The organism is Phormidium tenue FACHB-1052 (genome assembly GCF_014696675.1).
Taxonomy (GTDB): Bacteria; Cyanobacteriota; Cyanobacteriia; order Phormidesmidales; family Phormidesmidaceae; genus Nodosilinea; species Nodosilinea tenuis_A.
The window spans coordinates 68,263-92,041 of record NZ_JACJQN010000004.1 but is presented as its reverse complement, the minus strand read 5'-3'; the positions used below and the strand labels follow the sequence as shown (position 1 = coordinate 92,041).

Here is a 23,779-nt window from a genome sequence, read left to right as displayed (position 1 = left end):
GTGATGTTCATGAAACTCCACTTTGTTGGTGGCAGAAAGGGAGGGGTGGGCAAGAGTTTCTTTGCCCGTCTGTTAGTTGAATATCTTAGAAGCAAAGGACAGAAATTTACCATTGCTGAGTGCGATCGCGTAAATCCTGATGTTGGCCGCATCTACAAGGATCTAGAGGAGGTTATCCTTGCCTACTTCAGCGAGGATGAACGTAAGCGCAGCAAGGCCGATGCGCTGTTTGCTGCTGCTCTTAAAACAGTTGTCGTTGCTAACCTTCCGGCCCAAGTGCACCAGGCAATGCTTGCATGGTTTACCGATGATGCTCTGTATGAACTAGCAGAACGTGAGGGAGTATCGTTCTGTCACTGGTACGTTTCTAACGGTGGGTATGACTCTGTCCAGCTTTTCTACAAAACAGTTGCTGACTTGGGCGAGTGGATACCCCACGTATTTGTGAGGAACTGGGGGCTGTGCGATGACTGGTCGCATGTTGATCAAGATCTGAAATTTCAGACACTCGTTGAAGATTATTCCATCACGGTCATTAATCTGCCGAAGTGTTCCTACCTAGAGCGAAACTTTATTGAGGCACACCAGTTGCCCCTTTCCGCAGCGGAATCCCACAAAGAACTGACTGTGGTATCGCGACAGCGTATCAAGCACTTCCTCCGGCAGGCGTTTAGCGAGATTGGGGAGGCGGGGATGCTATGACGGCCAACGGTTCTATCGATGATATACCGGTTGATGCCCGCACTCTTCTCGACATAGCTTTAGAAGGAGAGGACGAAAAAACTAAGCTCAAGATCTACCGACTACTCCAACAGGTTGATATTCAACCGCGTGATCCCATGTTTCTTGCGATTGCGGCGGTTACACACGCGAAGTTTGCGATCGCACCAATTCCTGGTGACCTTAATACACTTATCGGAGAGATAAAACTGCACTTAGGCTATATCCAATCCCTTAGTCGAAGGCAGATTGAAGATTGTCATGATGTAGCACGCGACATCAAGGTGATAGCCCAACGGCTCAGCAAACAAATGGCGCAGCACGCATCTAGCGGTACATCGCCGGTTTCATCCTTCCTGTGGGCCTTCTTTGGAGCAGTAACCGGAAGTGTGTTGATTTTCGTGCTCCAGCGGTTTCTGTAGCGCCTATCGATTCTATGCAAGCCATCGCTTGCGCCAACCGTTTTTCCAACTATCACCAAATTATTGAGGAGGTCTGATGTTTGCACACATCATCAGGCGGGGGCTTTTCGTGGCTGGAATGCTTCTGCTTGCCTATTATGTTTACCCCCGCATGGGTGGGTTTACTGAAAGACTAGCCCAGACGGGAGGCAAGCTTTTCGGCTTCTTCCCCCTCGTGTGGCTCGATAACCAATGGGTTCATGGAGCAATCCTGCTTTTTTGTGCTCTCTGGCTCTACCGATACCTTGAAGGGTTTTCAGAGGAGCTTGCGATCGCTCGGTATCGCTCGTTATCTCAAGTCATCAGCTGCGCCGCGCGGTGGCTTATTGCCATGGTGCTCTGGCTGATTCTTGTACTGCTTGAACCAGTGCTGATGTTTAAGGCACTGACAACCTGGACAGCACTGCCTATGTGGCTTGTGTGGGTGATTGTTGTTGTCTTTTTCTTCTTAGCCACCGGGCTTGGGCTTCGTTACCCGGCCTACATCGTGGCGAGTGTTCGCGAACAAATTATTCGAGAGAGGTTGTAACACTACCATGCCTAAACTCATTGTGTGGCTGCTGACAGCCGGTTGGCTCTATATCAGTACTCCTAGGCTTTACGAACTCTGGGTTTTGTGGATAAGCAAAAGCCTGAGTGGTGCAGATTTAGCGATGTGGAATGGGGGAGAATGGATCTCCCATGCCTGTGCGCTCATCCTTTCAGCGCTTTACATCGGCGGATTGTGTGAGGTGGTTCATGTTGGGCTACTGAAAGGTAGAACCAAAGTAATTTCTGAGATTGAAAAGGTACTCCTGCCGTTACTGTTACTCCTGGTGGGATGGTGGGGAACCCAGTTTGTTGTTCGCCTATTGATTCAGGGAGTGCCTGCTTCTTTAACCTTTCTCATCGCGGCGTTTGTCACTGCCTTAGTCGGTAGTGTCGTGCTTGTGCCTGCGCCACTGCCGTTATCTCAACCTGTTCGAGGACGATCATTACGGCAATCAGCAGAGCTAAAGCGATTGTGGAGACGCCGGGGAGAAAGGAAAGTCAAAGGGCTTATTCCGTGGGGTGCAACATTCATAGCCAAGAAGAACGAGGCGCTCCACTTCATCCTGATTGGTAACACCGGGGCCGGGAAGTCTACCTGGCTTGAGGTGATGATGACTAAGACCTTGGCTGGCATTGGCTTTAACCCAAATCACCGAGCCATTGTGGTCGATGCTAAGGGAAACCTGCTTCCGTTCTTAGAAGCCCTGGGGCTTGGGATAGGCGAGGACGGGCCACTCTACGTCATTTTGAATCCCCTTGATAAACGAGCTGCTCGGTGGGCGATAGGGAAGGATATTAACTCTCCTGGCAAAGCCCATGAGTTTGCCCGCACTGTGATTCCGGAGGCGAAGGGAGATAACCAATTTTTCCCCCAAACTGCTATGGCACTTCTGGTCGCCGTCATTGTCTCATTGCAACGGGCTAAAGGGGAAAGGTGGACACTGCGAGATCTCATCAATGCTTTCTCAACGGCTGCGGTCGCTCAAACCTTGATCAAAAGGTGGAATCCTCGCCCTCAAGACTTGGATGATTATTTCAAGGTCAAAAAGGGCGAGCGCAATGACATTTTCATGTCGGTTCGGGCTGAACTTGATCAGTTTCATTTGATTGCAGCCTGCTGGGAGGTAGCGACTCGTGAGTTTTCGATCACAGACTGGATACGCGGTGAATATGTGCTGGTGTTGGGCTCCGATTACGAATACCCCGATGCCTTGAAGACGATTAATGCTTCACTGTTTTCTTCCATTGCAGCTCGGCTAAAGCAGCTGCCCGATGATCCAGAACGGCGGGTGTGGCTCTATATTGATGAGCTAATTGCTACTGGAAAGTTAGTTGCCCTTGAGAAACTGCTTCAATTGGGACGATCGAAATCGGTCTGTATGGTGAGTAGTGTGCTCAACATGGCCTCTTTTGTTGAGGAGTTTGGCGAGAACATAGCAAAGTCTATTTGGGGGCTGTCGCGGCATAAGGCGATGTTTCCAATGGATAGTGATTCTGCAAAATACATCAGCGATGCTATCGGCAAACACGAGGTAATTCAGACCACCTATACACCCCAGGTGCCGAATTCAGATAATCCACCCTCAAGCAGCGGTGTCTCCTACCAGCGCACAGAGCGCACAACCATATTGCCGCAAGAACTAGATGAACGAGAGCTTCCTGTACCGGGGCCAAAAAATGGCTTGAGTGGTTATTTTAGCCTTCCTGAAGAAGGCATTCACTACCATACCTATTCTTGGCAAGAGATTACGAAGATGCGGCCAGAGCGGCTCGATGATGGTGATGGTGGCGTGGTTGGCTATGACCGCATTGATGAGCGATTTGTTCGCACTATTCCGACTCCTTGGACAGAAGAAGAACTGGCACAGCTTAAGTTAAATTCTCCAGATACAGGTGGAGATGCACCGCGATCTGCCAAACCGCGTGGGCCACGGAAGCCTGGAGATAATTCAGGGGGTAAGCCAGAACGGCCAATTAGAAGAAAGCCCAAGGAATAAATTGATCATGCGTGGGAATCGGAAGCTGGAAGACCTTTCGAGAATGAACTAGGGACTTCATTAGCTCTTTTCTGGCGGCACTAACGGGGCACAGTGATGGGGAAATATGGGCGGTAATTAACTGACTTAGTTAACTCCCCTAACTTGAGGCTTCTAGTTGTTAACCTATGAGATTCTTGCCTCCACTAAGCTACGTTCAACATGAAATTCCCTTCTCTTAAGGTACTTCCAGTAAACCATTCTTAGGCGACAATCCACGGAACAATTCTGAACAATATTTCCAGAAATTTCCGGACACCTGATAGTTCGGACTGAGCCCCTCAAAAACCTTGCTGCGCTTGGCATTCGGGCAATCAGGCAATGCATACAAATGAGTTAAGAAAACGGCTGTACATGGCTATTTAGGATACTTATGGGCGCTTACAACCATGCAAAAACAAATTCATCGATCACCATTAGCTTTCGAATCAGTAGCTCTTTGGAAAACGATCTTAAAAGTCGAGCCCAAGAGATTGGCTGCTCCAGCGTGCACTCCTTTGCACGCGAAATCTTTCTCTCAGGGCTTGCAGAGAGCGACATTCAAGCATCAATCACAAGACTTCAAGAAGAGATTGGCATCATCTCGGAGGAGATATTGGATCTTCGACACGACATCCACTTCTTGATGGTGAAGTTGCTTGCCACATTCGCAGATATTTCAGACGACGAGGCTCGGCAAACACTGCTTAGTAGCATTTACCAGGACGACGACGACGACGACGATGAGGCTCCTTAGCCCAGTCCTAAAAGGATTCTGTTTCACACAGTCATAACGGAGTTGATTCCATGAACAATAGCATCGCTGCCGCTTTTGGCGTCGGCATCCTAGCAGTAGCGCTTCTAGCGCAGATCTCTAATCAGAAGAAAGCAGATCTACTTATGACCACGACGTTGTACGTCGTCATAGATTGCAGCACTCAGGAAGAACTGCAATACGGCCAGGTATTCCTAGAGAAGCTTTACCAGAAGATGCCAAGATACCACGGGCTTATTGTTGATGTGATGTACGGTGATGGATTGTCTAACCGCTACTCAGATCGAATGAGTAAAAAGGCAATTGAAGAAGTCTATAGCAGCTTAATTTTGACAAACGCTGGTTCTCAAGCGTTTGTTCAAGCAATTCACCGAACCGAGCTGCTTGCCGCAGAGAAAACCAAGTCTGAAGAGGCACTCCATACTGTCGTTTTGAGCCAGGGCTTAGACGACGAGATGCAGCTACCAAGTCTCGAATCTGAGATACGTGCGCTCACTGGTTACAACAATTTCAAGCTCTACATCGTTGGGCTTGAGGCCAATACCAGCCTGAAACTATCCAGCTCATTTAACCCGATTCAAGAGCACATTGAGTTTTCAGGGACGCTACCCAGCGAGCTACAGGAAATTATTCATGATCTAGGAGAGGAGCAACAATGAAACGCAAGCAAACACTTCTCAACAAACTTTATTGGAGAATGATTGAACCGTTCATTGAATTCTTAAGTGCACTGTTAGAGCGCCTCCCTGCCACACCTTGGGGATATGGAACCTTTAAGGCAGAGAACCTGTTTGATGACGTACACACACGTCCGTTCGCTGAATTCCTCAAAGCCTATTTTCCAGCGGAGTTCTCACGGTGGTATCACCAAGTCCATAGCGCTACGGCCATAGTGAACAATGAGAATGAGAATGTGAAGTGGCTAGAAGGCGAGATAGAGCGATTGCAGGATCGCGGAGAGCAGCTCACTTCTGAGTTTGAGCAGATGCGAGAAGGGCTTTTTGAAGAAGGCTCATATTCACCTTTTAAGAGGAGGCATCCTAAGACAGAGCTTGAGCGGCGACAGCATAAGCTCGATTCCCTAACAAATCTCTCAACGTGGCTCTCGTGCGGCCTCTCTGTTCTTGTTTTCCTGGGATTGTGCGAATTGTTTGAGCTTGATGTATTTCGGCTCGGTGAAAATCCCATTATTGCTGCGATATTCGCTCTTTCTGCTATGTCAGTATCTATAGGAGCAAAAAGCCAAATTGCGGTCTTTTCTGAGCAACGTTTTCTTGCCCATGCACGGAATAGCAAACTGTACTCAGTTTTTTCGGGGGCTTTAATCAGCTCGCTCGGTGTGCTGTTTGTGGCTGAGACAGGTTTTGCATTGCCAGGACTCCTCACAATCTTTAATAGCTCCCTTGGCGGAGGGACCGGTAATGCTATCGCTGCTGTAGGAGCAATGCTTGGTGCTGGATTATTTTCAGCAACAAACCTGGGGCTGGGAGTCGCTTTGGGATGGGAGGAAGCCGCGCTTACTCTATGGACAGAGATGAAAGAGGAAGAGATTAAGAACGGTGTAGGTTCTCTCTCATCTCTGACAACGGAGGATTTGCTCGATTTAACGAGGCTACAAATTGCTAGCTATAGCGCCCAGATCGAGCGGCTTGAGCTTCAACTAGACAGGGCACAGTGGCGATTCAATCGAGCGTACCGAAGAGCACGCATTGAAACGAAACGATTTAATGCACGCGCTCGAAGGATCACTCGCCAATACCGCCAGTTGTTGGGTGTTGGACAAGGCACTGGGGCGGCGACGGGCCTAAGTGCTTTGCCACTCATTGAAATGAACAACAGCAAGTAGCCTCATCCTCTGGAAGAGGATTGAGATATATCCTCTTCCGCTCTTCTTCACCTCAACTGTTTTCTAACGGGAGAAGACCGTTATGGGCACCCGCCACAATGGTGCACGGACAACTACCAAGCAATCGGCTCCAGTCTCTCCGGTTTGGGTTAAGACCGCTGATGCCGTGAGGCTCATCGGGCTATCGTCTTCATGCCTCAAGAACTACCGCCTGAAACAAGGATACCTAATCGAAGGGATCCACTGGGTCTACACCAACTCAGGCCGACGCATGATTCTCTACAACGTCGAGTTGCTCTGTGATTGGGTGGCTAACCGGGGAAGTCCGGAGGTGCATTTGAGGAGGATTGAGGCGTATCTGGGGGCGCAGAATAAGAAGAGGTAGCGAGGATAGTTGCTTTCTTCTAATCTGAATCTAAGCTGAGAAATATTTTTCCCTTGCGGCAAATGGAGCTCATCTCTATTCAGAGTGGGCTCGCATTACTAAATGAGGCTTCTACCAATTGTGCCCTAGCAACTGTAAAAAATGTCCGTATATCTAGCGAGCCCTGAGAGAATTTCTGGGTACTGTAACATCCAGTGGGATGGGCACTCGACGCACGCGCGATACCAAAAGAGAGCAGTTAGCATGTTGAAGACGGTTAAAGACGCCTGCAAAATTTATTCGTCCACCTTGGACCACCAAGTGGCTGGGGGGGTTGAGAGCTTGGCTCAGGTTATTGACGCCAGCGACGAGGGCAAGTCGTTCTTTGAAAAGAGCTACCTCACCCGAGGCATGAAAGATCTGTTCTGCAAAGACCTGCTGCGACTGTCAGGGTAGACAGGTCAAGCTTTGTTTGATCTGCTTGGTTCGTTGCCCGATACCATTGAGGACGAATGGATCGAACAGATAGAAACCCTTGATGAGAAACTCGATGGGTACATTAACGCTCAAAAGCGAGTGAATGGTTTCGATATTCGCTACAACAACGATCTTGATGCCGATATTGCAATCAATACTCTTCGATCTCCCTCTCACTAAATAAATGGCGAAAATATATGTGGTCTGATAACGAATCTGATGTTGATCTTTTAGGTTTTGATTACCTCACGAGTGCAATCACTTCGATTGTTGGCAACCAATCTCTACTTCCAGCCACAATAGGTGTCTATGGCGACTGGGGCAGCGGAAAATCAAGCCTCATAAAAATGACGCAAGCTCAACTGGAAAAAGATGAAGGTATTTTGGTTATTCCATTCACAGGATGGCTTTTTGAGAGCTACGAGGACGCCAAAACGGCCCTTATGGGAACCATCCTTGATGAGATTGTAGCGAAGCGAACTCTTGCCCCTGAAGCTAAGCATCTCGTAGTTAACTTGATGAATCGAATCAATTTCATGCAGGTGCTTGGCTCGGTCACAAAGTTAGGAGTCAAGGCTAGCATAGCTTATGCGAGTGGTGGCCTGGCAGGATTAGGTATCATTGGCACAATGGATGCCGTACAAATTGCCGGAAAACTGGCGGAAAAGGCAAAGGAAGTTGATGTAGATGAGATCGATTTTGATAAATTCTTGAAAGAAGATCCCAACCAGAGTTTACGACGAGGGATCCGCGAATTTCGAAAAGACTTTGGGGAGTTGCTAAAGGAAACAAAGATTAAGACATTAGTTGTCATCATTGATGATCTTGATCGCTGTAATCCAGATACCATTATTGAAACGCTGGAAGCGATAAAACTGTTCCTTTTTGTCCCTCATACAGCCTTTATACTTGGTGCTGATGAACGTCTCGTAAAATATGCAGTTCGGCGGCGATTTCCTGAGTTGCCAGGTGAGCGAGCAGAGGTTGGGCGCGATTATCTAGAAAAACTAATTCAGTTTGATATTCGCATTCCTTCTCTAGGCCGAGCAGAACTTGAAACTTACATCAATCTTCTCTTTTTTGAAAAGACAAACACCAGAGATTCAGAAGCGTTTCAAAAAGCTCAGAGTTGTATTGCTAATAGCAGCAACAACTCGCTCTTAGACATTCGATTCAATTATGGGATAGCGCAACAAATCCTTGAAGGGCAAATACCTGAGGAACTTGCAGAAGACCTAATCATTGCGCAGCGGATAGCACCAGTATTGGTAGTTGGCTTAAACGGCAACCCACGCCAGTGTAAACGCTTCCTGAACAAGCTAATGATGCGTGTCGAGATGGCTAAAGCTAAAAATATTGATTTGAAGCAGCGTGTGCTTGCCAAGTTGATGCTTCTAGAATATTTCAGTCCGCAGTTTTTTAAGCAGATTGCTGAGCTGCAAGCATCACAGCAAGGGCGTCCCAAAGAAATATCCCTAGGTGAGTTGAAAGTAAATCCTTCAAGGGTCACTGAGGCTGTTGACGATGAGCTGCCAGAGGATAGTATCGATTCCAGTGGTTTGGAGTCGAAAGGTAAGAAACGACTTTCGCAAAAAGCAGAAGTGTCCGGTGATAGTCCAGCAGGAAAAATAGAGTCGTCTATTTCGGCCTGGATTTCCGATACCTGGATGAAGGAGTGGCTTGAAAGTGAACCCATATTAGCGAATGAAGATCTTCAACCTTACTTCTTCTTTTCTCGTGATACACTCCAAGGTGCACTCAATGCTGCTTTACAAAGAATGACACCGCAGGCACAGGAGATGCTAAGCAGTCTATTTCAGAGCAGCGAAGCTGCTCGGAATAATTCTTTGAAAAAAGTAGGAGAATTGAGTCCAGTAGATGCTGCTGCTGTGTTCCAAGCTCTTTCTGAAAGAGCACGAGAAGAAGAAGATTTAGGAGATGAGTCTTCAGCATTTAATCGAATCTGCGACTGGGTAAGTTATCGACCTGAGCTATTCCATCAATTTGTAGCATTCGTTAAAGGATATCCAGAAACATCTTTACCAGCAGCTATCGTTCTACGCCTCGAAAAGCTTGGAAAAGAGCAAGGAATTCTGGAGCCAGTGAAGGAGCTATTTCAACAGTGGGCGAATAGTACCGGTTCATCTCAAGTAAAGGTGGCTTCCGCAAATAGACTAAAGAAACTCTAGTTCACAGGAGTAGGGTGTGGGAACATCAAAATCCTATGATGGACCGAAAGACAGGACACCTCTTCTGCCGCCCTGGGCATTTCCAGATGTCGGTAATGGAGCGGAGCCGTCACCCGAATCACCAGATGGTTCCTTACCAAACCAACCCGCTGAAGATCAATCTTCTCCAGGAAATCCACCGGTTGAAGAGCCTTCTTCATCTACAGAACCCCCTCAGGCAATACCAGGTAATAGCTGGCGTTCAGCGAAAGTCAGTTTAGGGAAAACGATAACCAGCGGTGGAAGTAGGAGCTCGTTAGCAGGGTCTGGGCGCAAATATCTTAACGCTTTAGGCGGTGCGAGACGAGCCACCAACACGTCCCGTGCCGGTAGAGCTTCCACTACTCGTTTGGGGCAGTTTTTAGCGAGCGTTGGTTCGCGAGGATTCAACGAAGCGCTTCAAAGCTTTGGGTTGTCAACTTTTATTGGAAAAGATTCCGAGTCAATTTTTACAGCAATCTCCAACGCTCTTGCTCCAGCCGGTTCTTCCAGAGAGGAAGCGATCGCTCGTAAGGCAATTAATGATGCTCTTGAGGTGCTATATGAGCAAGTTCTTCTTGCCGATGGCGATCTCACTAAACTTGACCAGATGGGAACTCCGGAGATTATCCAAGCTCTCGAAGCATCAGTGAGTAGCTACATCTATCATCGTTGGTTAGCTGAATTGGAAATTGTTCTTGAAAGGAAAGCCATCTCTGCGAGCGTGGCAGTTCGATATGAGCGAAATATGCGAGTGTATATCCAGGAATGCGTGGAACTGGATATGCAAGGTATTGATGTCTTGAGTATGGATTGGAACGGGCAAGCGGGTCAGCAATTTATCGAAAAAATATTTACGGAAGCATATACGATTCTGGAGGAGGGCCAATGAGTTGGCATCTGATAGTAAAAATAGGGGCTGCGGATTTTTATACTCCAACGGTAGCCTCGGATGAACCACGGGTCTTAGTTTCAATTGATAACCCCGGAGACACCTTTTCGATCAGAAACAATCTTTTTAAAGAAGTCGAAAAGCGAGCATCTTTGAATCCATCATCTTTAGCAGTTGACTTGGTAAACTTCGCAATTGCTATCTATACGGCTGATCTTAAGATTTCCCGATCCCTAAGCGAAGATCGCTGGACCCGTGATTTGGTAGTTCACCTGCCGGTAGCAAATTTAGATGTGTGGACAAGAAGCCGAGAACTAGCTCAAGAAATGCTGGGGTTCTTGACCGGGGATCACTGGGATTTTCGCTTCAGGCAATATGAGTGTTATGAGAAATGGTATGTAGCTAGCTCGAATGCTCCCACAGTAGATGTTGTTAGTCTTCTCTCCGGTGGGCTTGATTCCCTTGTTGGAGCAATTGACCTCCTAGAAGAAGGTAAAAATGTGGCTTTTATTAGTCACTACGGTGCTGGAATGACAAAGTCATTTCAAGATAATGTTTTGAGAGCACTAGAGAATGAATACAGCGGTCTCATTACCTCTTACAGTTTTTATGTACAGCCACCCAAAAAACAAACTGGTTCGGGTGAGCCATCCATGCGATCACGCTCAATACTATTTCTTATGCTGGGTACATTTGTAGCTAGCTTATTCTCAGACAAGGTGCCTCTCATTGCTGCGGAAAATGGCTTAATCTCATTAAATATTCCGCTCACTAGTGCTCGAATGGGAAGCCTTAGCACTCGAACAACTCATCCCTACTTTATTGATCTTTACCGAAAATTTCTTGGCTCTATTAGCCTTCCTAGTTTCGTAGAGTTACCATATCGATTTCAGACTAAAGGAGAAATGTTCGAGCAGGTTCGCAATCCTGAAGTGTTGAAAAAAATGGTATCACTTACAATGTCTTGTTCCCATCCAGAAAGCGGGCGCTATCTCGGCAAGCAACCGGGAAACCACTGTGGTTACTGCGTTCCCTGCATTATTCGTCGAGCCTCACTAGCAGCTGTTGGACTAGATAACAACAATTACAATATTGATATCCTTACCGAAGAACCAGCTTATGATACTGACCGAGGAAGGGATTTTCGTGCTTTTCAGATAGCAGTTGAGCGTTACAGAACGCTTAACTCGAAAGTCTCTCTATTCGATGTCTTGGAATCGGGGCCTTTACCACCGGAAGATATTCAAGAGTATGTTGCGATGTATTCACGAGGCATGGATGAAGTACGTAATTTTCTGGAGCCGACACTCTCTTGATCTCTTAAGCAGTGGCACTATGAAAGGAGTTTTTTAAGATTATTTCTTACAATGATTGCAGCTGAAGTCTCATCCATAGACCAAATAGAAGCCAACTTCTCTATTGCTTTTCCGATATCCTTGGGGGACATGATCGATTTTCCAGTCTTGATAAAAGGCCCGTCTGATTCCGTCAGAATCTTATCTTGAGGTATCAGCTCAATTAGCTTTATTTTCTGGGGAGAAGTGAGCATTTTGATGTTAACGGAGAAGTAGCATCCTGTCTCAACTGCAAGTAACGCCTCTTTCGTGGAGCCTGTAAACCAATGTAGAACGGTTTTCCCTTTGGAAGGAGGCAAGTGAGTTCCGATTAATTCAATGACTTCACGGGCTGCTCGACGACTATGTATGGTTAATACTTTCCCTCCGGATTGAGCACTGAGGTCTAAAATCTTTCGGAATACTTTGCGCTGAATGTCCAAGGAATCAGCATATTCTGGAGCACCATCGAGACCAACTTCCCCAATGTACCTGGCTTCAGGCAAATACTTCTCGAAGAGATATAATTCGCTTGCATAGGCATGAGCTAACTGGGGATGTAAGCCCAATGCGACTCTTACATGCTGGCAATCTTTTGCGAAAAGTTGATTTTGCCTCCAAACCCTTGGAGCATTTGTGACAGTTAGAGTCTTGATGCCAAGCTCCTCGCACTCTCTTAGTAGTTCCAAGTGATTTGGGAACAAATCAAGATGACAATGAAAATCGACTAAGTTAACGCTCTCCAATGGTCAAATTCCTACGTGTTTTTTCGAGGATTAGCGATATCGTCTATGGCATTTTCTAACTCTATCTCTAACTGTTCCACTGTTGGTAACTTCTCACTAAGCTCAGACGGCAGCCGTGACTGAAGTTGATAGGTCGAAACTCCAATAGGCTGAGTCGAGCCCTGAAGAGCATATTCCACAGTAGTTTTGCTCTTCGACTTACAAAGGATGATGCCAATGGTGGGATTATCACTGGGCTGAGCCAGCAGGTTGTTCACTGCCGCTACGTAGAAATTGAGCTTCCCCGCGTATTCAGGGATGAACTCGCCAATCTTTAGCTCAATCACTACGAAGCAACGGAGATGGATGTGGTAGAAGAGGAGATCAAGTCGATACTCCTTATTATCGACTTCGATCGGGTACTGGCTACCGAGAAAGGCGAAGCCAAGGCCCAGTTCCAGGAGAAAATCTCGGATGTGGGTAACGAGGCCCCGCTCTAACTCTCGCTCGTGGGCATCGTCGGTAATGGTGAGAAAGTCGAAGTTGTACGGATCCTTGATCAGCTGCTGAGCGAGGTCAGATTGAGGCTTGGGCAGGGTGCGAGCAAAGTTGGTGACGGCTTCCCCCTGCCGGGAATAGAGGCCACTTTCGATCTGGAGGACAAGCACATTGCGGCTCCAGCCGTGCTCGATAGTTTTCTGGATATACCAGAGCCGCTGGGTAGGATCCTTAACCTTGTCCAATAGAGTGCAGTTGTGGAACCAGGGCATTTGTCCAGCAGCTTGCTGGACAAATGCTTCTTCGGGATACGCTTCAGCAAAAGCCCGCATATAGAGGAGATTTGAGCGCGAAAAGCCCCGCATGTCAGGGAACTCTCGCTTCAGATCCCTTGCCAACCGCTCGATGACCTTGGCTCCCCATCCTTCTGTTTGCTGCCGGGTAAGGATATCGCGACCAATCTGCCAGTAGAGCGAGATCAGCTCCTGATTGACGGCCAGCGCTGCTTTGACCTGGGCTGAACGAATCCGTGTTTTCAGCCCATTGAGGAAAGCTGAGTAGTTGGCATCGGAAAATAGCGAAGTCTGTTTCGGCATAGGGACGACTATACCAACGAGGCGACAAGCGTACTACCAATGGATAAGGCTACTGTAGCCGGAGATGCCCCCAAGAAGGGGCGCTGTTAGAAAAAGCTATTACTTTGAAGCTGTGCTACCTGCTCTCTATACATGGCAGCCTCTCGCTTCCTTTAACAGCAGGAGAAATCTACCCCATTTTATCAATTTCAAAACGCTCCAGTTTTCAGGGGAACGGTCACACAAGCAAGCAAACTGTGACCGTGACCAATAGGCGTAAGAATGAAGAAACATCATCCTAGAAGCTTCGGGGCAACATAGGCAAAGAAGCCCCCTGCTATATAGATTATAGTGGAGACCCCAAGGACTATTCCCGACACTGTGCGAGTGTTTTTACACGCGTCCCTCAAAGCTGGATCTGTCGGGCAATCGGTAGTACGAGCACTTACTCGTGCAAGGATGATGGCAGTTACGAGCACTACTCCACCAAAGGCAAACACCCAACTTTTCTGCTCAGAGAACCAGATGAACTCTGGGTATTGTCCTAGGAATGAGGCTAGAGAAGCCCCAAATCCAAGACTTACGAGGAGCGCTGGAAGCGCACAGCAAATAAGAGTGCTTGCCGAGGTAAAGAGAGTAAGGAACGACAGTATCTTTTTCATCTCTATTTCCTCTCCATCTTCTCAACTTCATACCCAGCGTCGTTAATTGCTTCTTTAATCGTTTCATCAGAAAGAGTGGCGCCATCCTTGAGGTCGAGCTTTACGAATTTCTTATCTAAATCAACCTCAACATTTTCCACGCTCTCTAGCTTTCCAAAGGTTTTTTTAATCCCCTGCGCACAAAAAGAGCAGACCATTCCTTTAACCGTGACCGTTACTTCCTCCGCTAAGGCGACAGATGAAAAGCTTAAAAGAGAGGCTGAAAGAACAATGTGAGCAATATATTTTTTCATTTTTAATCCATTAGTTAGAAATGTATCATGACGCCAGCGAACGGTTCACCCTTAAGAGTCGAACCTACTTCAAGCGCATAATTGTTGTAAAAGAAACGAACTAGAGGCGAGACCGTAGTGGTATCAGTCAGCTCAGGAGTGTAGTCCACCTGTGTAATTAGCCACGTTTGAAGGCTTGTAAAAGGTGCTTTATACGGAGCAAATCCTACCCTCCCACGAGCAAGACTTACTCCTCCTCCTCCTCCTGAATCGCCTGTTGATTGAAGTCTACTTGCGTAGATAGAGGTATAAAATCTTCTCGTTTCGTAATCGGCTTCAAACCCAATACGAGCAGCGGGAGTACCCTCGTCCTCATATTCCCTCGCCCCAAGCCCTCCGATAACGTAAAGGTTTGCTTGAGAATCGAGTTCATTCCATCTCTTTAAGAGATAGTTGTACTGCCCGAATGCAAACGACTCTTGCTTATCTCCACGGTCGAGATTGAAGAGAGTCACACCGACCGCTGAGCGATTAGTGTAAGAGTAGTTAAATTCAAAGTCTGACCATTGAGGCATGGTGCTTGCCATTACCCCGTAGCCATCTTTGAAGCTCACTGGATTTGCAAAGCTCTTCGCAGGAATTGCGAGAGCCAGAGCGGTATAGACCGCATATTTTATAAATTTCATTGGAATTCCTTACACGTAAACGTTACTCAAGAGTGGAAGAGCCGCACTTCTTGAGTAACACTACAAGTCGGTCTTCCGCTAAATGAACTGAGTTACCGAGTAAGGGGGCGGCGCGTTGGGAGAGCTTTGAATAGTACGCGTTAGCAGATAATACGGCTCGGGCTCATCGAACGCTGGTTGTAAGGCTACATTACCGCCATCATCTATCAGCGAGAGCGTGATAATGAAATTTGCAATAGGTTGCGGATCGGCGACGACATTAAACAGCTTGTGATCGTCAATTTTCAGGAGGGACTGAGAACAGATAGTTCTCTCGCAGTCCGATGGTAATGGTAATGATGATGTTTTAGAGGATTCGTCGTGTGGGCAACAAGAATGAGTTGTCGCTTTACCAGGTAGGCTCTCTGCATGGAGTCTGCTCGAAACTATGCAGAAGCTAGTTGCAACGAGCCAAAGAAGCAGCATCAGGGCTAAATACCCTCTGTTGCTTGTGTACTTTATCTTTTTAGAGCTCATCTGGTGGCCACCTTTCAATGGTGGTATCGACAATACGTATACAATCTTGAGTAGTATTATTGACGCCAGTCGAGCAATTAAATTCATACCATTTCCTAATGGTTAAAAATGATTGTGGCGGATAAAGAGCTCAATATTATTATTGCGCTAAAGGCGCTGCTCGAAAAAAACCTCCCTACCCTTCTTTCCGCGATGGAAGAGCCGGTAAAGAGCGGGCAGAACCAAGAGTGTGAGGAGTGTTGCAGACACCAACCCTCCAATTACAACAGTGGCTATCGGGCGCTGAACTTCGGCTCCCGTACCAGTTGAAATCGCCATTGGAACAAATCCCAGAGAGGCGACAAGCCCCGTCATAAGAACGGGCCTTAGCCTTGCTAAAGCCCCTCCGATAATCGCTTCATCAATGTTTTCCCCCTTCTCCTCAAGCGACTTAATAAATGCGAGGAGGACGAGTCCGTTAAGTACTGCTACTCCAGAGAGCGCAATAAACCCTACGGCCGCTGAAATAGAAAACGGCATACCCCGAGCCCACAGGGCGATAATTCCTCCACTCAGCCCAAGCGGCACGCCGCTAAAAACAATCAGTGCATCAATGACTGAGCGGAAGGTGCTGTAGAGAAGGATAAAGATAAGCGCAAAGCAAAGCGGAACCACAATGAGAAGGCGCTCCTTTGCGGCGGTCAAATTCTCAAATTGTCCTCCCCACGCTATCCAATAACCAGCAGGAACTTTTACTCCGTCGTTGATTAACCGTTGAGCCTCTTCGACGAACGAGCCCATATCGCGGCCCCGGACGTTTGTTTGAACGACGATTCGTCGTTTTCCGTTCTCACGACTAATCTGATTTGGTCCTTCAACGAGTCCAATCTTGGCGACAGACTCTAAAGGAACAAACCCAGGCTTCCGTTCTGAGTTAGACTCAGTTTCGAGCGACGCTTCTTCTGCATGCGTGCTTCCTATCGGAATGGGAAGTCTTTTTAGAGTTTCAAGGTCAACTCGTACCTCTTCAGGAAGTCTGACAACAATCTGAAAGCGTCTATCACCACGGTAGACGGTCCCCGCCTCTACACCGCCAATAGCAGCGGCAATGACATCTTGGACATCACTTACTGATAGTCCAAGCCTTGATGCAGAAGCACGATCTATGTCGATATCGAGAACTGGAAGCCCTGTTACCTGCTCGACCTTTACGTCCTCTGCCCCGTCGACTGACCGAAGGATTGAAGCAATGCGATTGGCTGTAATAAGAAGGGGCTCGAACTCGTCACCAAATACTTTCACCGCAACGTCACTTCTGACTCCTGCGATGAGTTCATTAAATCTCATTTGGATTGGTTGAGTTATCTCGTAATTGTTGCCCGGTAACAGTTCAATTTTCTCTCTTATCCTTTGAACGAGTGCGTCTTTCCCTGAACCACTATTAGGCCACTCGTCCTCCGGCTTAAGAATTACAAAGGTGTCAGAAATGTTTGGTGGCATCGGGTCTGAAGCTACTTCAGCCGTTCCGGTCTTAGCGAAAACTGATTGAACTTCAGGGAAGCTCGCAAGTGTCTTCTCAAGCTCAGCTTGCATTGCCTGAGACTGAGTGAGGCTCGTGCTGGGAATTCGGATTGCTTGCACCAACAGATCTTTTTCGTCGAGGGTTGGAATAAACTCCTGACCAAGCTGAGCGAAGAGAAGAAGCGAGGCGAGAAACCCTACAAGTGCCCCACCTACTACTAACCAACGAAGCCGAAGGGATGCTCGAAGAAGCGGCTCATAAAGCCGCCTTGCACCATTAATTAATGGATTCTCGCGTTCCCGCACGGAGCCCCTAAGCCCAAGGGCAACCATCGCTGGTATGAAGGTAAGTGAGAGAATAAAAGCTGCGATGAGCGCAAAGATGACCGTGATAGCCATCGGCTGAAACATCTTCCCCTCAACCCCTGAGAAAAAGAGGAGAGGCAAATACACGACAATGATTATGGCCTCACCGAACGCTGTCGCGGTCCGTACCTCCTTACTCGCCTCAAAAACCGTCTCCAGGCGTTCGCTTACTGTGAGATTTCTGCCGAGCTCATGCTGTTTCTCAGACAATCGACGAATGCAATTTTCGACGATAATGACAGCTCCATCGACAATTAGACCGAAGTCTATTGCGCCAAGGCTCATGAGATTACCGCTTATCTTGGTCTGAACCATTCCTGTCGCGGTTAAAAGCATTGAGAGTGGAATCGCACAGGCCGTGATAAGCGCCGCTCTGATATTTCCCAGCAGAAGGAAGAGAACGACCACTACGAGAATCGCTCCTTCTAAGAGGTTTTTCTCGATGGTCCTAATCGTTGCATCAACAAGTTTTGTTCGATTAAGGACAGGACGAGCTACGACGTCAGGTGGCAGTGAACGATTCACTTCTTTTATTTTTTGGTCTACTGCGGCTGCAACTGTGCGGCTGTTTTCGCCTATAAGCATGAGGGCAGTCCCAATGACTACCTCTTCTCCGTTGTCGCTCGCTGAGCCGCTTCGAAGCTCCTTTCCTATGCCAACTTCCGCGACGTGACGTATTTGAATAGGGACGCCATCTCTCTCCCCCACTACGACATTTCCAATCTCTATTTCGCTCGAGAGAAGACCTGATGAACGAACAGTGTACGCCTCTCCTCGTTGCTCAACGTATCCGGCACCTCGGCTCTTACTGTTTCGCTCTATGGCTCGGATGATATCGTCAAAAGATATTCCATAAGCGATAAGCTTCATCGGATCGGGCTCAATTGTGTACTGCTTCTGATAGCCTCCAATCACATCTACACCAGCGACCCCTAAAACCGTTTTAAGCTGCGGCCGCACGACCCAATCTTGGACTTCTCGGAGGTAGGCTATCTTCTCAAGTTCGGTAGTGAGGCGCGTTCCCTCGGGCGTGACGTAGGACCCATCTTGTCGCCATCCTGGCCCTTCTTCGACTAGGGCGGCACCATTCCCATGAGGGTGTGAGAACTCCACAGCCCACATGTACACTTCGCCGAGCCCGGTTGAGATAGGACCCATTTTTGGCTCACTTCCTTCGGGCATCGCCTCAGAAGCTTCTCTCAGGCGCTCACCGACCTGTTGCCGCGCAAAGTAAATGTCTACCGAGTCTTTGAATACGGCGGTGACTTGAGAGAACCCGTTGCGTGAGAACGACCGTGTATATTCAAGCCCCGGTATTCCCGCTAACGATGACTCAATAGGAAAAGTTATCTGCTTTTCGATCTCAAACGGGGAAAGCGAAGAGTAGACCGTATTAATCTGCACCTGATTGTTCGTGATATCGGGTACAGCATCAATTGGCAGACGCGTAAGCGAGTAGGCACCAATTCCTGCTGCTACCAGTGTCAGCAAGATTACAAGGAGGCGATTGTAGATGGAGAATCGTAGAATTTTTTCAAGCATGGCTATCTTCTTTTCCTAGTGCTCATGCTCTGCTTCGCCCTTTCCGAGCTCGGCCTTTAAAATGAACGTATTTCCTGTTGCATACTCTTCCCCTACTTCAAGCCCCGACAGCACCTCGGTCCAATCAAGGTCCTTGCGCCCCGTAACAACAGGACGAGCTTCGAAGCGCTCTTTTTCTCTTACAAAGACAACCGAAGCTCCTTTGTCTATTTGTACTGCGGAGCTTTCAACTGCGAGTGGTACACGGGTTTCATCTACAAGGAGCTTCCCAGTAATAAAGCCACCTGGCTGAAGCTGTCTCCCGCTATTATTTTGAAGAACCGCACGCGCGAATCGTGACTGGGTCGAGGTATCGATTACGGGAGATATAAACGAAAGCATCGCCTGTATAGATGCTCCACCACCACCTCCACCTCCTTCAGGCACAACTCTGATTTGTTGCCCCAAGCGGATCTGTGGGAAATCCTGCGGAAATATAAAGAAATCAGCAAAGAGTTCGCTGTAGTCAGCAACCTCTAAAATAGCGGCATCCCCTGAAACAAACTCACCGAGCGAGGCGTGCCGCTCAGTGACGATTCCACCAAGAAGGGCTCTTACCTCATAGACTTGAAGGTTTTGGTTACTCTCAACAATAGCTACTACCTCCCCTTTCTCGACGGCGTCGCCGAGACGTTTTCTTACTTCACGAATAATCCCCGGATATCGAGGAGTGATGTGTGCAATTCGGTCTTCGTTTGGGAGAAGTCGACCGGGAAGGTTGAGAGTTACTGAAAGTGAGGCAGGACCCGCCTTCTTAAGGCTTACGCCGTAACGCTCAAGAGAATCCAGGGAGACGGCGACGTGTTCTGCCTCGTCATCATGTCCCTTGTGCTCGTCGTGTTCATCATGTTTGTGATCGGCTTCGTGCTCCTCACGATCATGACCATGTTCGTCGCTGTCTTCAGCAACGACACTTGCGGAAAGCGGCCAACAGAGGAGTGTGAAGGCAAAGAAAAAGCAGTGTGCGAATTTAAGCATAAAGAGACCTACAGGATTTTTCCAAGAAGGATTGAGACTTCACTTCGAGCCGTAAACATTCGAAGCCAGAGATCGAGTGACGCAAGCTGTGCGTCTGCCAGTTCGCGCTGAGCTTGCCAGATGGGAAGCACTGTTTCAGCACCAGCTTGAAACTGCGCTTCGTAGCTACCCAGTGCGCTTACAAGAGACGGTATGACTTCTTTTTTATAGGTTTCAGCCTGTTGCCGAAGCGCTTCCATACTTCTAAGTGAAAGCTTTACTTCCTCCCTAAAAGCATCGCTTCTTGAGTAGGCGTTTTTTGCGCGAGCATAGGTTGCTTCACCCTGCCGACGAAGGATTTCGGCTTGGTTTCGATTAGAGAAAGGAAGCTCGAATTGAATTCCTACTCCTACAAAAGAGCCGCCGTCCTCGGTTCGTTGATAGCCGATCTGAGGAGAGAAGGCGGGGAAAGCATCTTTTCTTGCAAGTTTTTCGCGTTCCCTCGCTACTTTGGCTAAAAGCTCATAGCGGGTCTGTATCGGAAGAGACCCCTCTTCAACACTTTGAAGAATGCTTTCAGTTGAGGTACCGACAAGTTCAATCGGAGGTAATTCTAGAGGTAGTCCTTCTTCAAGGGAGAATGTTGAGAGCTTTAGAAGGTTCGCGCGCTCTCGAGCACTGTCAGCTTCAACTCCAAGAAGTTGAGCTCGGAGCTTCTGATACTCTGCTCGAAAAAGGTTTCCTTCGCCTTTACCAAGCGCTCCCGCTGAAGTTGCTTTTTCTACTTTCTCGCTAATGCGACGAGCCCTGTCTCGCTGTTCAACGAGAAATTTCTTCTGCTCCTGGAGGACCCAAAGCTTCGCGTACGACAGATACGCCGATTGAGAAAGCTCGAGGATTGAAAGTTTTTGCTCCGTAGTAGCTGACTCGGAGAGAAGCGTTGAGACAGCACTTCGAGCGCCAAAGTCTGAAGGACGAAGAGGCTGAGAGAGAGTGAGATTAAGCTGTGTTTTATCAGCATCACCTGCCGGATCTACAGGTACACCGACCCCAGCTTGAAGCTCAGGATTAAGCCGTAAGCGTGTCTCTATCGACTCTGCAAGGCGAATGGCGATCGCCGAATCTATCTCTTTTACAAGTGGGCTCGTTGAGATTGCCTGAGTGAGTACATCCTCAAAAGTAACCTCACCCTTTTTTTGATCTGCCTGAGCGGATGAGCCAGCAATAATAACAACAACGACGACTGATAAAAGGGTAACGAAATAGGGAGTTACCTTAGTAAAGGCTTTCATCATAATGCACCTTCTAAGTAAGACTATTAGGCGCGTCTTTTCTAACGAAGACACGCGTCTACGAAGCCTGAATAGGCTAAGGATTTATGCTTTTTAGAGGCCAGTCAGATAAGAAGGATAACGCTTCGAGCAAAGTAGAGATTGGAAGCGAAAGTTTGGTAGTCCCAATAAGGATAAGCCGCCTCGGTAGTATTACTGAAGACTATTTGTAAGGAGGCTGACAACCAGGAAAGAAAAACAAGAACTCCATTTCCTTCTTGAAAACTAGAGCTTTCGAAAAGTTTTTTTGTCGTATCGTCCACTTTGATGTCAGACGAGCTAACGATTCGGATATCTACACAGTCATCCGAATCGCTGCTTTGCTCCCCTTCTTGAGAGTCTGGACATGGGGCACATCGACCATGAGCATCTGTGACCTCATACGTAACCGAGCCATCTGCCTCAATGCAAAGGACAGCCGCATGACAATTCATTGCCGCTAACAGAAGGACAATTGGAATGCAGAGCCAGGCTCGTGCTATGCGACTTATGGAATTTTTCATTCAGGGCCGACAGGCTATCACCATATCAATAAAAGAGAATGTAACTTCTTTCGGAGATGGGGCCAAGCAACTGTTTTAGATTCGTTCTGAGGGAGGGAGGTATTTAGCTTTAGAGCTACTCTTTCTTAAGGCCACCAAGGCTCTTGTATCCACGCTTGAAAAGCGTTGCGGTGAGATGCATCCCACACTGTGAATGCTTCAATAAAATCGAACGGGCCGCATTTCCAGGGACAGTCTTTCATAGTGCTATGACCCCATACGGAGAGCACAAATTGGGCCGTACAGCGTTCTCCATGAGAGATAGCCGTAGATGCCCATAAATCAAGTTTGTGTTGTTCCCAAGGGGATACCCCTGGAGCATTTTTTAAGCAGGGAAAGCTCAGAGCAAGCCTACTCATCTTCGCGAGTTTCATTTTCTCGGGGCCGATGTCTGGAGTTGTAATCATTCGTTAGTCCTAGGACTGCTCAATAAAAAATTGTCAAATCTAGAGTCGACAATATCTCTTTCCACACTCTGGGCAAAACTTTGCTCGAAGCAGCACCGGCTCCCCGCAGCACTCGCACGCACTGGTAAGCCCATCTCCGCACCGTAGACAGAACTTGGCATCAGCAAAGTCCCACCGGCTATCGGGCGGCGTACCTGGCACCCAGCACCTGAAGCAGACCTTGCTTGAAGGTCTCACCTCGACTGTGGCCCCCGAACCGGCAGCCCGAAGATATTCAACCGGCACCTGAAGGGCAGTGGCGATTCGCTCGACAACCTGCCCCTTTAGCTTCTGCCCCTTCACCGTGCCATTTTCTAGTCGAAGGATAGTGGTGAGGTGAACCTGTGCGCGGCGAGAAAGCTCAGTTTTGTTCATGCGCCGGGCTTTGCGCACTCGCTCCACGTATGCCCCGAGGGTTTCGCCCTGGGGAGTGAGCGTGGTGGTGGTAGGTATAGATGCCATAGAGAGGTCTAAACGCCTGGCGCGGGGTAACTCCGCTTCCTACATCGCTCTACATACGGCATACTCACTCCACTATCAAGGGGGATCTATATGGCTATACTTTGCACTGTGGCACGGGTCGCGCGTGAGTTGCTCGACAGCCCCGATCTTTCACCAAGGACTAAGACGCTCTACGAGGGAATCCTTACAAGGTTTGTCGCGCAATGTGGCAGCACCTGGGTGGAGCACATAACCCGCGAGCAGGTAGAGAGCTACCTGAGGGACCTCAGCCACTTAAGCGTTCGCACCCACCACCTGCACCAGGCGGTAATTCACCGACTGTTTCGCTTCGCCATGGAGCGAGAGCTCTCAGAGAAAAATCCGGTCGCCCTTATCAAGCGCCGCAAGCCCGATCCAAAAAAGGGCGAGCACCGAAGTGATGAGGCAGTAAAGTATCTCACTCAAGCGCAGCTTAAGACCCTTATGCGTGCTGCAAGCACAAATTCTCGGCTCAGTGCTCTACTGTGGCTCCTCTATGAAAGCGGTGCCCGAATTGCAGAAATACTGGCGTTAAAGCTCAAAGATGTGGATCTAACGGAGCGCCAATTTCAGGTTATCGGAAAGGGCAACAAGAAGCGGCTGTGCTTTTACGGCGAGCGGGCAGCTAGCGTGCTGAGAGACTATATTGAGCACGATCGCCAGAGCCTATCTCCTGCGCTATTCACTGAACGCCTCATGCGATCGTGTCTGGTGCGCCCCCTCTCTTACGCCACAGCTTACCGAGACTTACGAGAAGCAATCGACGAATACAAGTCACTCACGGGCACCCGCTTCCACGACCTCCGCCACACCTTTGCCACCGAGCGAGCCCAGATAGTTCCGCTTGAAGTCTTACGAGCACTCCTCGGGCACGAGAAGATTCAGACGACGCTTATCTACCAAAAAATCACTTCGCGGGTGGCGCGGGAGAGCGCTGAGGAGGCGCTCCAAAAGATAGCGAAATCATGGAGCAGTAACGCTGCCTGAGGTTGCGTTGTCAGAGCTACTTACGGGACAGGG

20 protein-coding genes are annotated in these 23,779 nt (G+C 48.3%); 12 read left to right on the top strand and 8 right to left on the bottom strand.

What is annotated here, in order from left to right; translation table 11 throughout:
- Positions 1-9: 9 nt before the first annotated feature.
- The 11 genes from H6G07_RS07875 to qatC all read left to right on the top strand — a co-directional run bounded on the left by H6G07_RS07875 (position 10) and on the right by qatC (position 11,604).
- Positions 10-702, top strand: coding sequence for a P-loop NTPase family protein (locus H6G07_RS07875; RefSeq protein ID WP_073607998.1), 693 nt, complete (start codon positions 10-12; stop codon positions 700-702).
- Complete coding sequence (locus tag H6G07_RS07870; RefSeq protein WP_073607902.1) at positions 699-1,142, top strand: hypothetical protein; 444 nt, start codon at positions 699-701, stop codon at positions 1,140-1,142. Before H6G07_RS07875 ends, H6G07_RS07870 begins: the two co-directional genes overlap by 4 nt.
- Before the next feature lie 76 nt (positions 1,143-1,218).
- A complete protein-coding gene (locus H6G07_RS07865; RefSeq protein ID WP_073607903.1) occupies positions 1,219-1,710 on the top strand; it encodes a hypothetical protein in 492 nt (163 codons plus the stop codon).
- Between the two features lie 7 nt (positions 1,711-1,717).
- A complete protein-coding gene (locus H6G07_RS07860) occupies positions 1,718-3,709 on the top strand; it encodes a type IV secretion system DNA-binding domain-containing protein (protein WP_073607904.1) in 1,992 nt (663 codons plus the stop codon).
- A 412-nt stretch (positions 3,710-4,121) separates the two neighbouring features.
- Complete coding sequence (locus H6G07_RS07855; RefSeq protein WP_073607905.1) at positions 4,122-4,484, top strand: hypothetical protein; 363 nt, start codon at positions 4,122-4,124, stop codon at positions 4,482-4,484.
- 50 nt (positions 4,485-4,534) lie between these two features.
- Positions 4,535-5,161: a hypothetical protein gene (locus tag H6G07_RS07850; protein WP_073607906.1), complete on the top strand. Its 627-nt coding sequence runs from the start codon at positions 4,535-4,537 to the stop codon at positions 5,159-5,161.
- On the top strand, positions 5,158-6,348 hold the full coding sequence (locus tag H6G07_RS07845) for a hypothetical protein (protein WP_073607907.1): 1,191 nt from the start codon (positions 5,158-5,160) through the stop codon (positions 6,346-6,348). Before H6G07_RS07850 ends, H6G07_RS07845 begins: the two co-directional genes overlap by 4 nt.
- 832 nt (positions 6,349-7,180) lie before the next feature.
- Positions 7,181-7,369, top strand: coding sequence for a hypothetical protein (locus H6G07_RS07840; RefSeq protein WP_073607909.1), 189 nt, complete (start codon positions 7,181-7,183; stop codon positions 7,367-7,369).
- A gap of 17 nt (positions 7,370-7,386) precedes the next feature.
- A complete protein-coding gene (locus H6G07_RS07835; protein WP_073607910.1) occupies positions 7,387-9,378 on the top strand; it encodes a KAP family P-loop NTPase fold protein in 1,992 nt (663 codons plus the stop codon).
- Positions 9,379-9,394: 16 nt separating this feature from the next.
- Positions 9,395-10,288 carry a Qat anti-phage system associated protein QatB gene (gene qatB, locus H6G07_RS07830; protein WP_139296977.1) on the top strand — a complete coding sequence of 298 codons (894 nt, stop codon included), beginning with the start codon at positions 9,395-9,397 and terminating at the stop codon, positions 10,286-10,288.
- On the top strand, positions 10,285-11,604 hold the full coding sequence (qatC, locus tag H6G07_RS07825) for a Qat anti-phage system QueC-like protein QatC (protein WP_139296978.1): 1,320 nt from the start codon (positions 10,285-10,287) through the stop codon (positions 11,602-11,604). The genes qatB and qatC overlap by 4 nt, the downstream gene beginning before the upstream one ends.
- Before the next feature lie 17 nt (positions 11,605-11,621).
- Here the strand turns inward: qatC and qatD are convergent, their stop codons facing one another.
- The 8 genes from qatD to H6G07_RS27040 form a co-directional block, all read right to left on the bottom strand.
- Positions 11,622-12,368: a Qat anti-phage system TatD family nuclease QatD gene (qatD, locus tag H6G07_RS07820; RefSeq protein WP_073607913.1), complete on the bottom strand. Its 747-nt coding sequence runs from the start codon at positions 12,366-12,368 to the stop codon at positions 11,622-11,624.
- An 11-nt stretch (positions 12,369-12,379) separates the two neighbouring features.
- A complete protein-coding gene (locus tag H6G07_RS07815; protein WP_073607914.1) occupies positions 12,380-13,441 on the bottom strand; it encodes a PDDEXK nuclease domain-containing protein in 1,062 nt (353 codons plus the stop codon).
- 643 nt (positions 13,442-14,084) lie between these two features.
- Entirely contained in the window at positions 14,085-14,375 is a 291-nt protein-coding gene (locus H6G07_RS07810; protein ID WP_073607916.1) for a heavy-metal-associated domain-containing protein, read from the bottom strand.
- Positions 14,376-14,389: 14 nt separating this feature from the next.
- Positions 14,390-15,040 (bottom strand): hypothetical protein, encoded by a 651-nt coding sequence (locus H6G07_RS07805; protein ID WP_073607917.1) that lies wholly within the window; start codon positions 15,038-15,040, stop codon positions 14,390-14,392.
- A gap of 663 nt (positions 15,041-15,703) precedes the next feature.
- Complete coding sequence (locus tag H6G07_RS07800) at positions 15,704-18,964, bottom strand: efflux RND transporter permease subunit (RefSeq protein WP_073607918.1); 3,261 nt, start codon at positions 18,962-18,964, stop codon at positions 15,704-15,706.
- 15 nt (positions 18,965-18,979) lie between these two features.
- The gene (locus H6G07_RS07795) at positions 18,980-19,981 is read right to left on the bottom strand and encodes an efflux RND transporter periplasmic adaptor subunit (protein WP_073607919.1); all 1,002 of its coding nucleotides are present in this window, start codon (positions 19,979-19,981) and stop codon (positions 18,980-18,982) included.
- Positions 19,982-19,989: 8 nt separating this feature from the next.
- Positions 19,990-21,255 carry a TolC family protein gene (locus H6G07_RS07790; RefSeq protein WP_073607920.1) on the bottom strand — a complete coding sequence of 422 codons (1,266 nt, stop codon included), beginning with the start codon at positions 21,253-21,255 and terminating at the stop codon, positions 19,990-19,992.
- Positions 21,256-22,279: 1,024 nt separating this feature from the next.
- On the bottom strand, positions 22,280-22,741 hold the full coding sequence (locus tag H6G07_RS27040) for a helix-turn-helix domain-containing protein (protein ID WP_073607921.1): 462 nt from the start codon (positions 22,739-22,741) through the stop codon (positions 22,280-22,282).
- A gap of 219 nt (positions 22,742-22,960) precedes the next feature.
- Here H6G07_RS27040 and H6G07_RS07780 point away from each other — a divergent pair, with 219 nt between their 5' ends.
- Complete coding sequence (locus H6G07_RS07780; RefSeq protein ID WP_338420684.1) at positions 22,961-23,746, top strand: tyrosine-type recombinase/integrase; 786 nt, start codon at positions 22,961-22,963, stop codon at positions 23,744-23,746.
- The last annotated feature ends 33 nt before the right edge of the window (positions 23,747-23,779 follow it).

Excerpts from the sequence above, each read along its gene's own strand:
- H6G07_RS07875 (WP_073607998.1), top strand. The coding sequence starts at position 10 with ATGAAACTCCACTTTGTTGGTGGCAGAAAGGGAGGGGTGGGCAAGAGT.
- H6G07_RS07870 (WP_073607902.1), top strand. The coding sequence starts at position 699 with ATGACGGCCAACGGTTCTATCGATGATATACCGGTTGATGCCCGCACT.
- H6G07_RS07865 (WP_073607903.1), top strand. The coding sequence starts at position 1,219 with ATGTTTGCACACATCATCAGGCGGGGGCTTTTCGTGGCTGGAATGCTT.
- H6G07_RS07860 (WP_073607904.1), top strand. The coding sequence starts at position 1,718 with ATGCCTAAACTCATTGTGTGGCTGCTGACAGCCGGTTGGCTCTATATC.
- H6G07_RS07855 (WP_073607905.1), top strand. The coding sequence starts at position 4,122 with ATGGGCGCTTACAACCATGCAAAAACAAATTCATCGATCACCATTAGC.
- H6G07_RS07850 (WP_073607906.1), top strand. The coding sequence starts at position 4,535 with ATGAACAATAGCATCGCTGCCGCTTTTGGCGTCGGCATCCTAGCAGTA.
- H6G07_RS07845 (WP_073607907.1), top strand. The coding sequence starts at position 5,158 with ATGAAACGCAAGCAAACACTTCTCAACAAACTTTATTGGAGAATGATT.
- H6G07_RS07835 (WP_073607910.1), top strand. The coding sequence starts at position 7,387 with ATGTGGTCTGATAACGAATCTGATGTTGATCTTTTAGGTTTTGATTAC.
- qatC (WP_139296978.1), top strand. The coding sequence starts at position 10,285 with ATGAGTTGGCATCTGATAGTAAAAATAGGGGCTGCGGATTTTTATACT.
- H6G07_RS07815 (WP_073607914.1), bottom strand. The coding sequence starts at position 13,441 with ATGCCGAAACAGACTTCGCTATTTTCCGATGCCAACTACTCAGCTTTC.
- H6G07_RS07810 (WP_073607916.1), bottom strand. The coding sequence starts at position 14,375 with ATGAAAAAATATATTGCTCACATTGTTCTTTCAGCCTCTCTTTTAAGC.
- H6G07_RS07805 (WP_073607917.1), bottom strand. The coding sequence starts at position 15,040 with ATGAAATTTATAAAATATGCGGTCTATACCGCTCTGGCTCTCGCAATT.
- H6G07_RS07800 (WP_073607918.1), bottom strand. The coding sequence starts at position 18,964 with ATGCTTGAAAAAATTCTACGATTCTCCATCTACAATCGCCTCCTTGTA.
- H6G07_RS07795 (WP_073607919.1), bottom strand. The coding sequence starts at position 19,981 with ATGCTTAAATTCGCACACTGCTTTTTCTTTGCCTTCACACTCCTCTGT.
- H6G07_RS07790 (WP_073607920.1), bottom strand. The coding sequence starts at position 21,255 with ATGATGAAAGCCTTTACTAAGGTAACTCCCTATTTCGTTACCCTTTTA.
- H6G07_RS27040 (WP_073607921.1), bottom strand. The coding sequence starts at position 22,741 with ATGGCATCTATACCTACCACCACCACGCTCACTCCCCAGGGCGAAACC.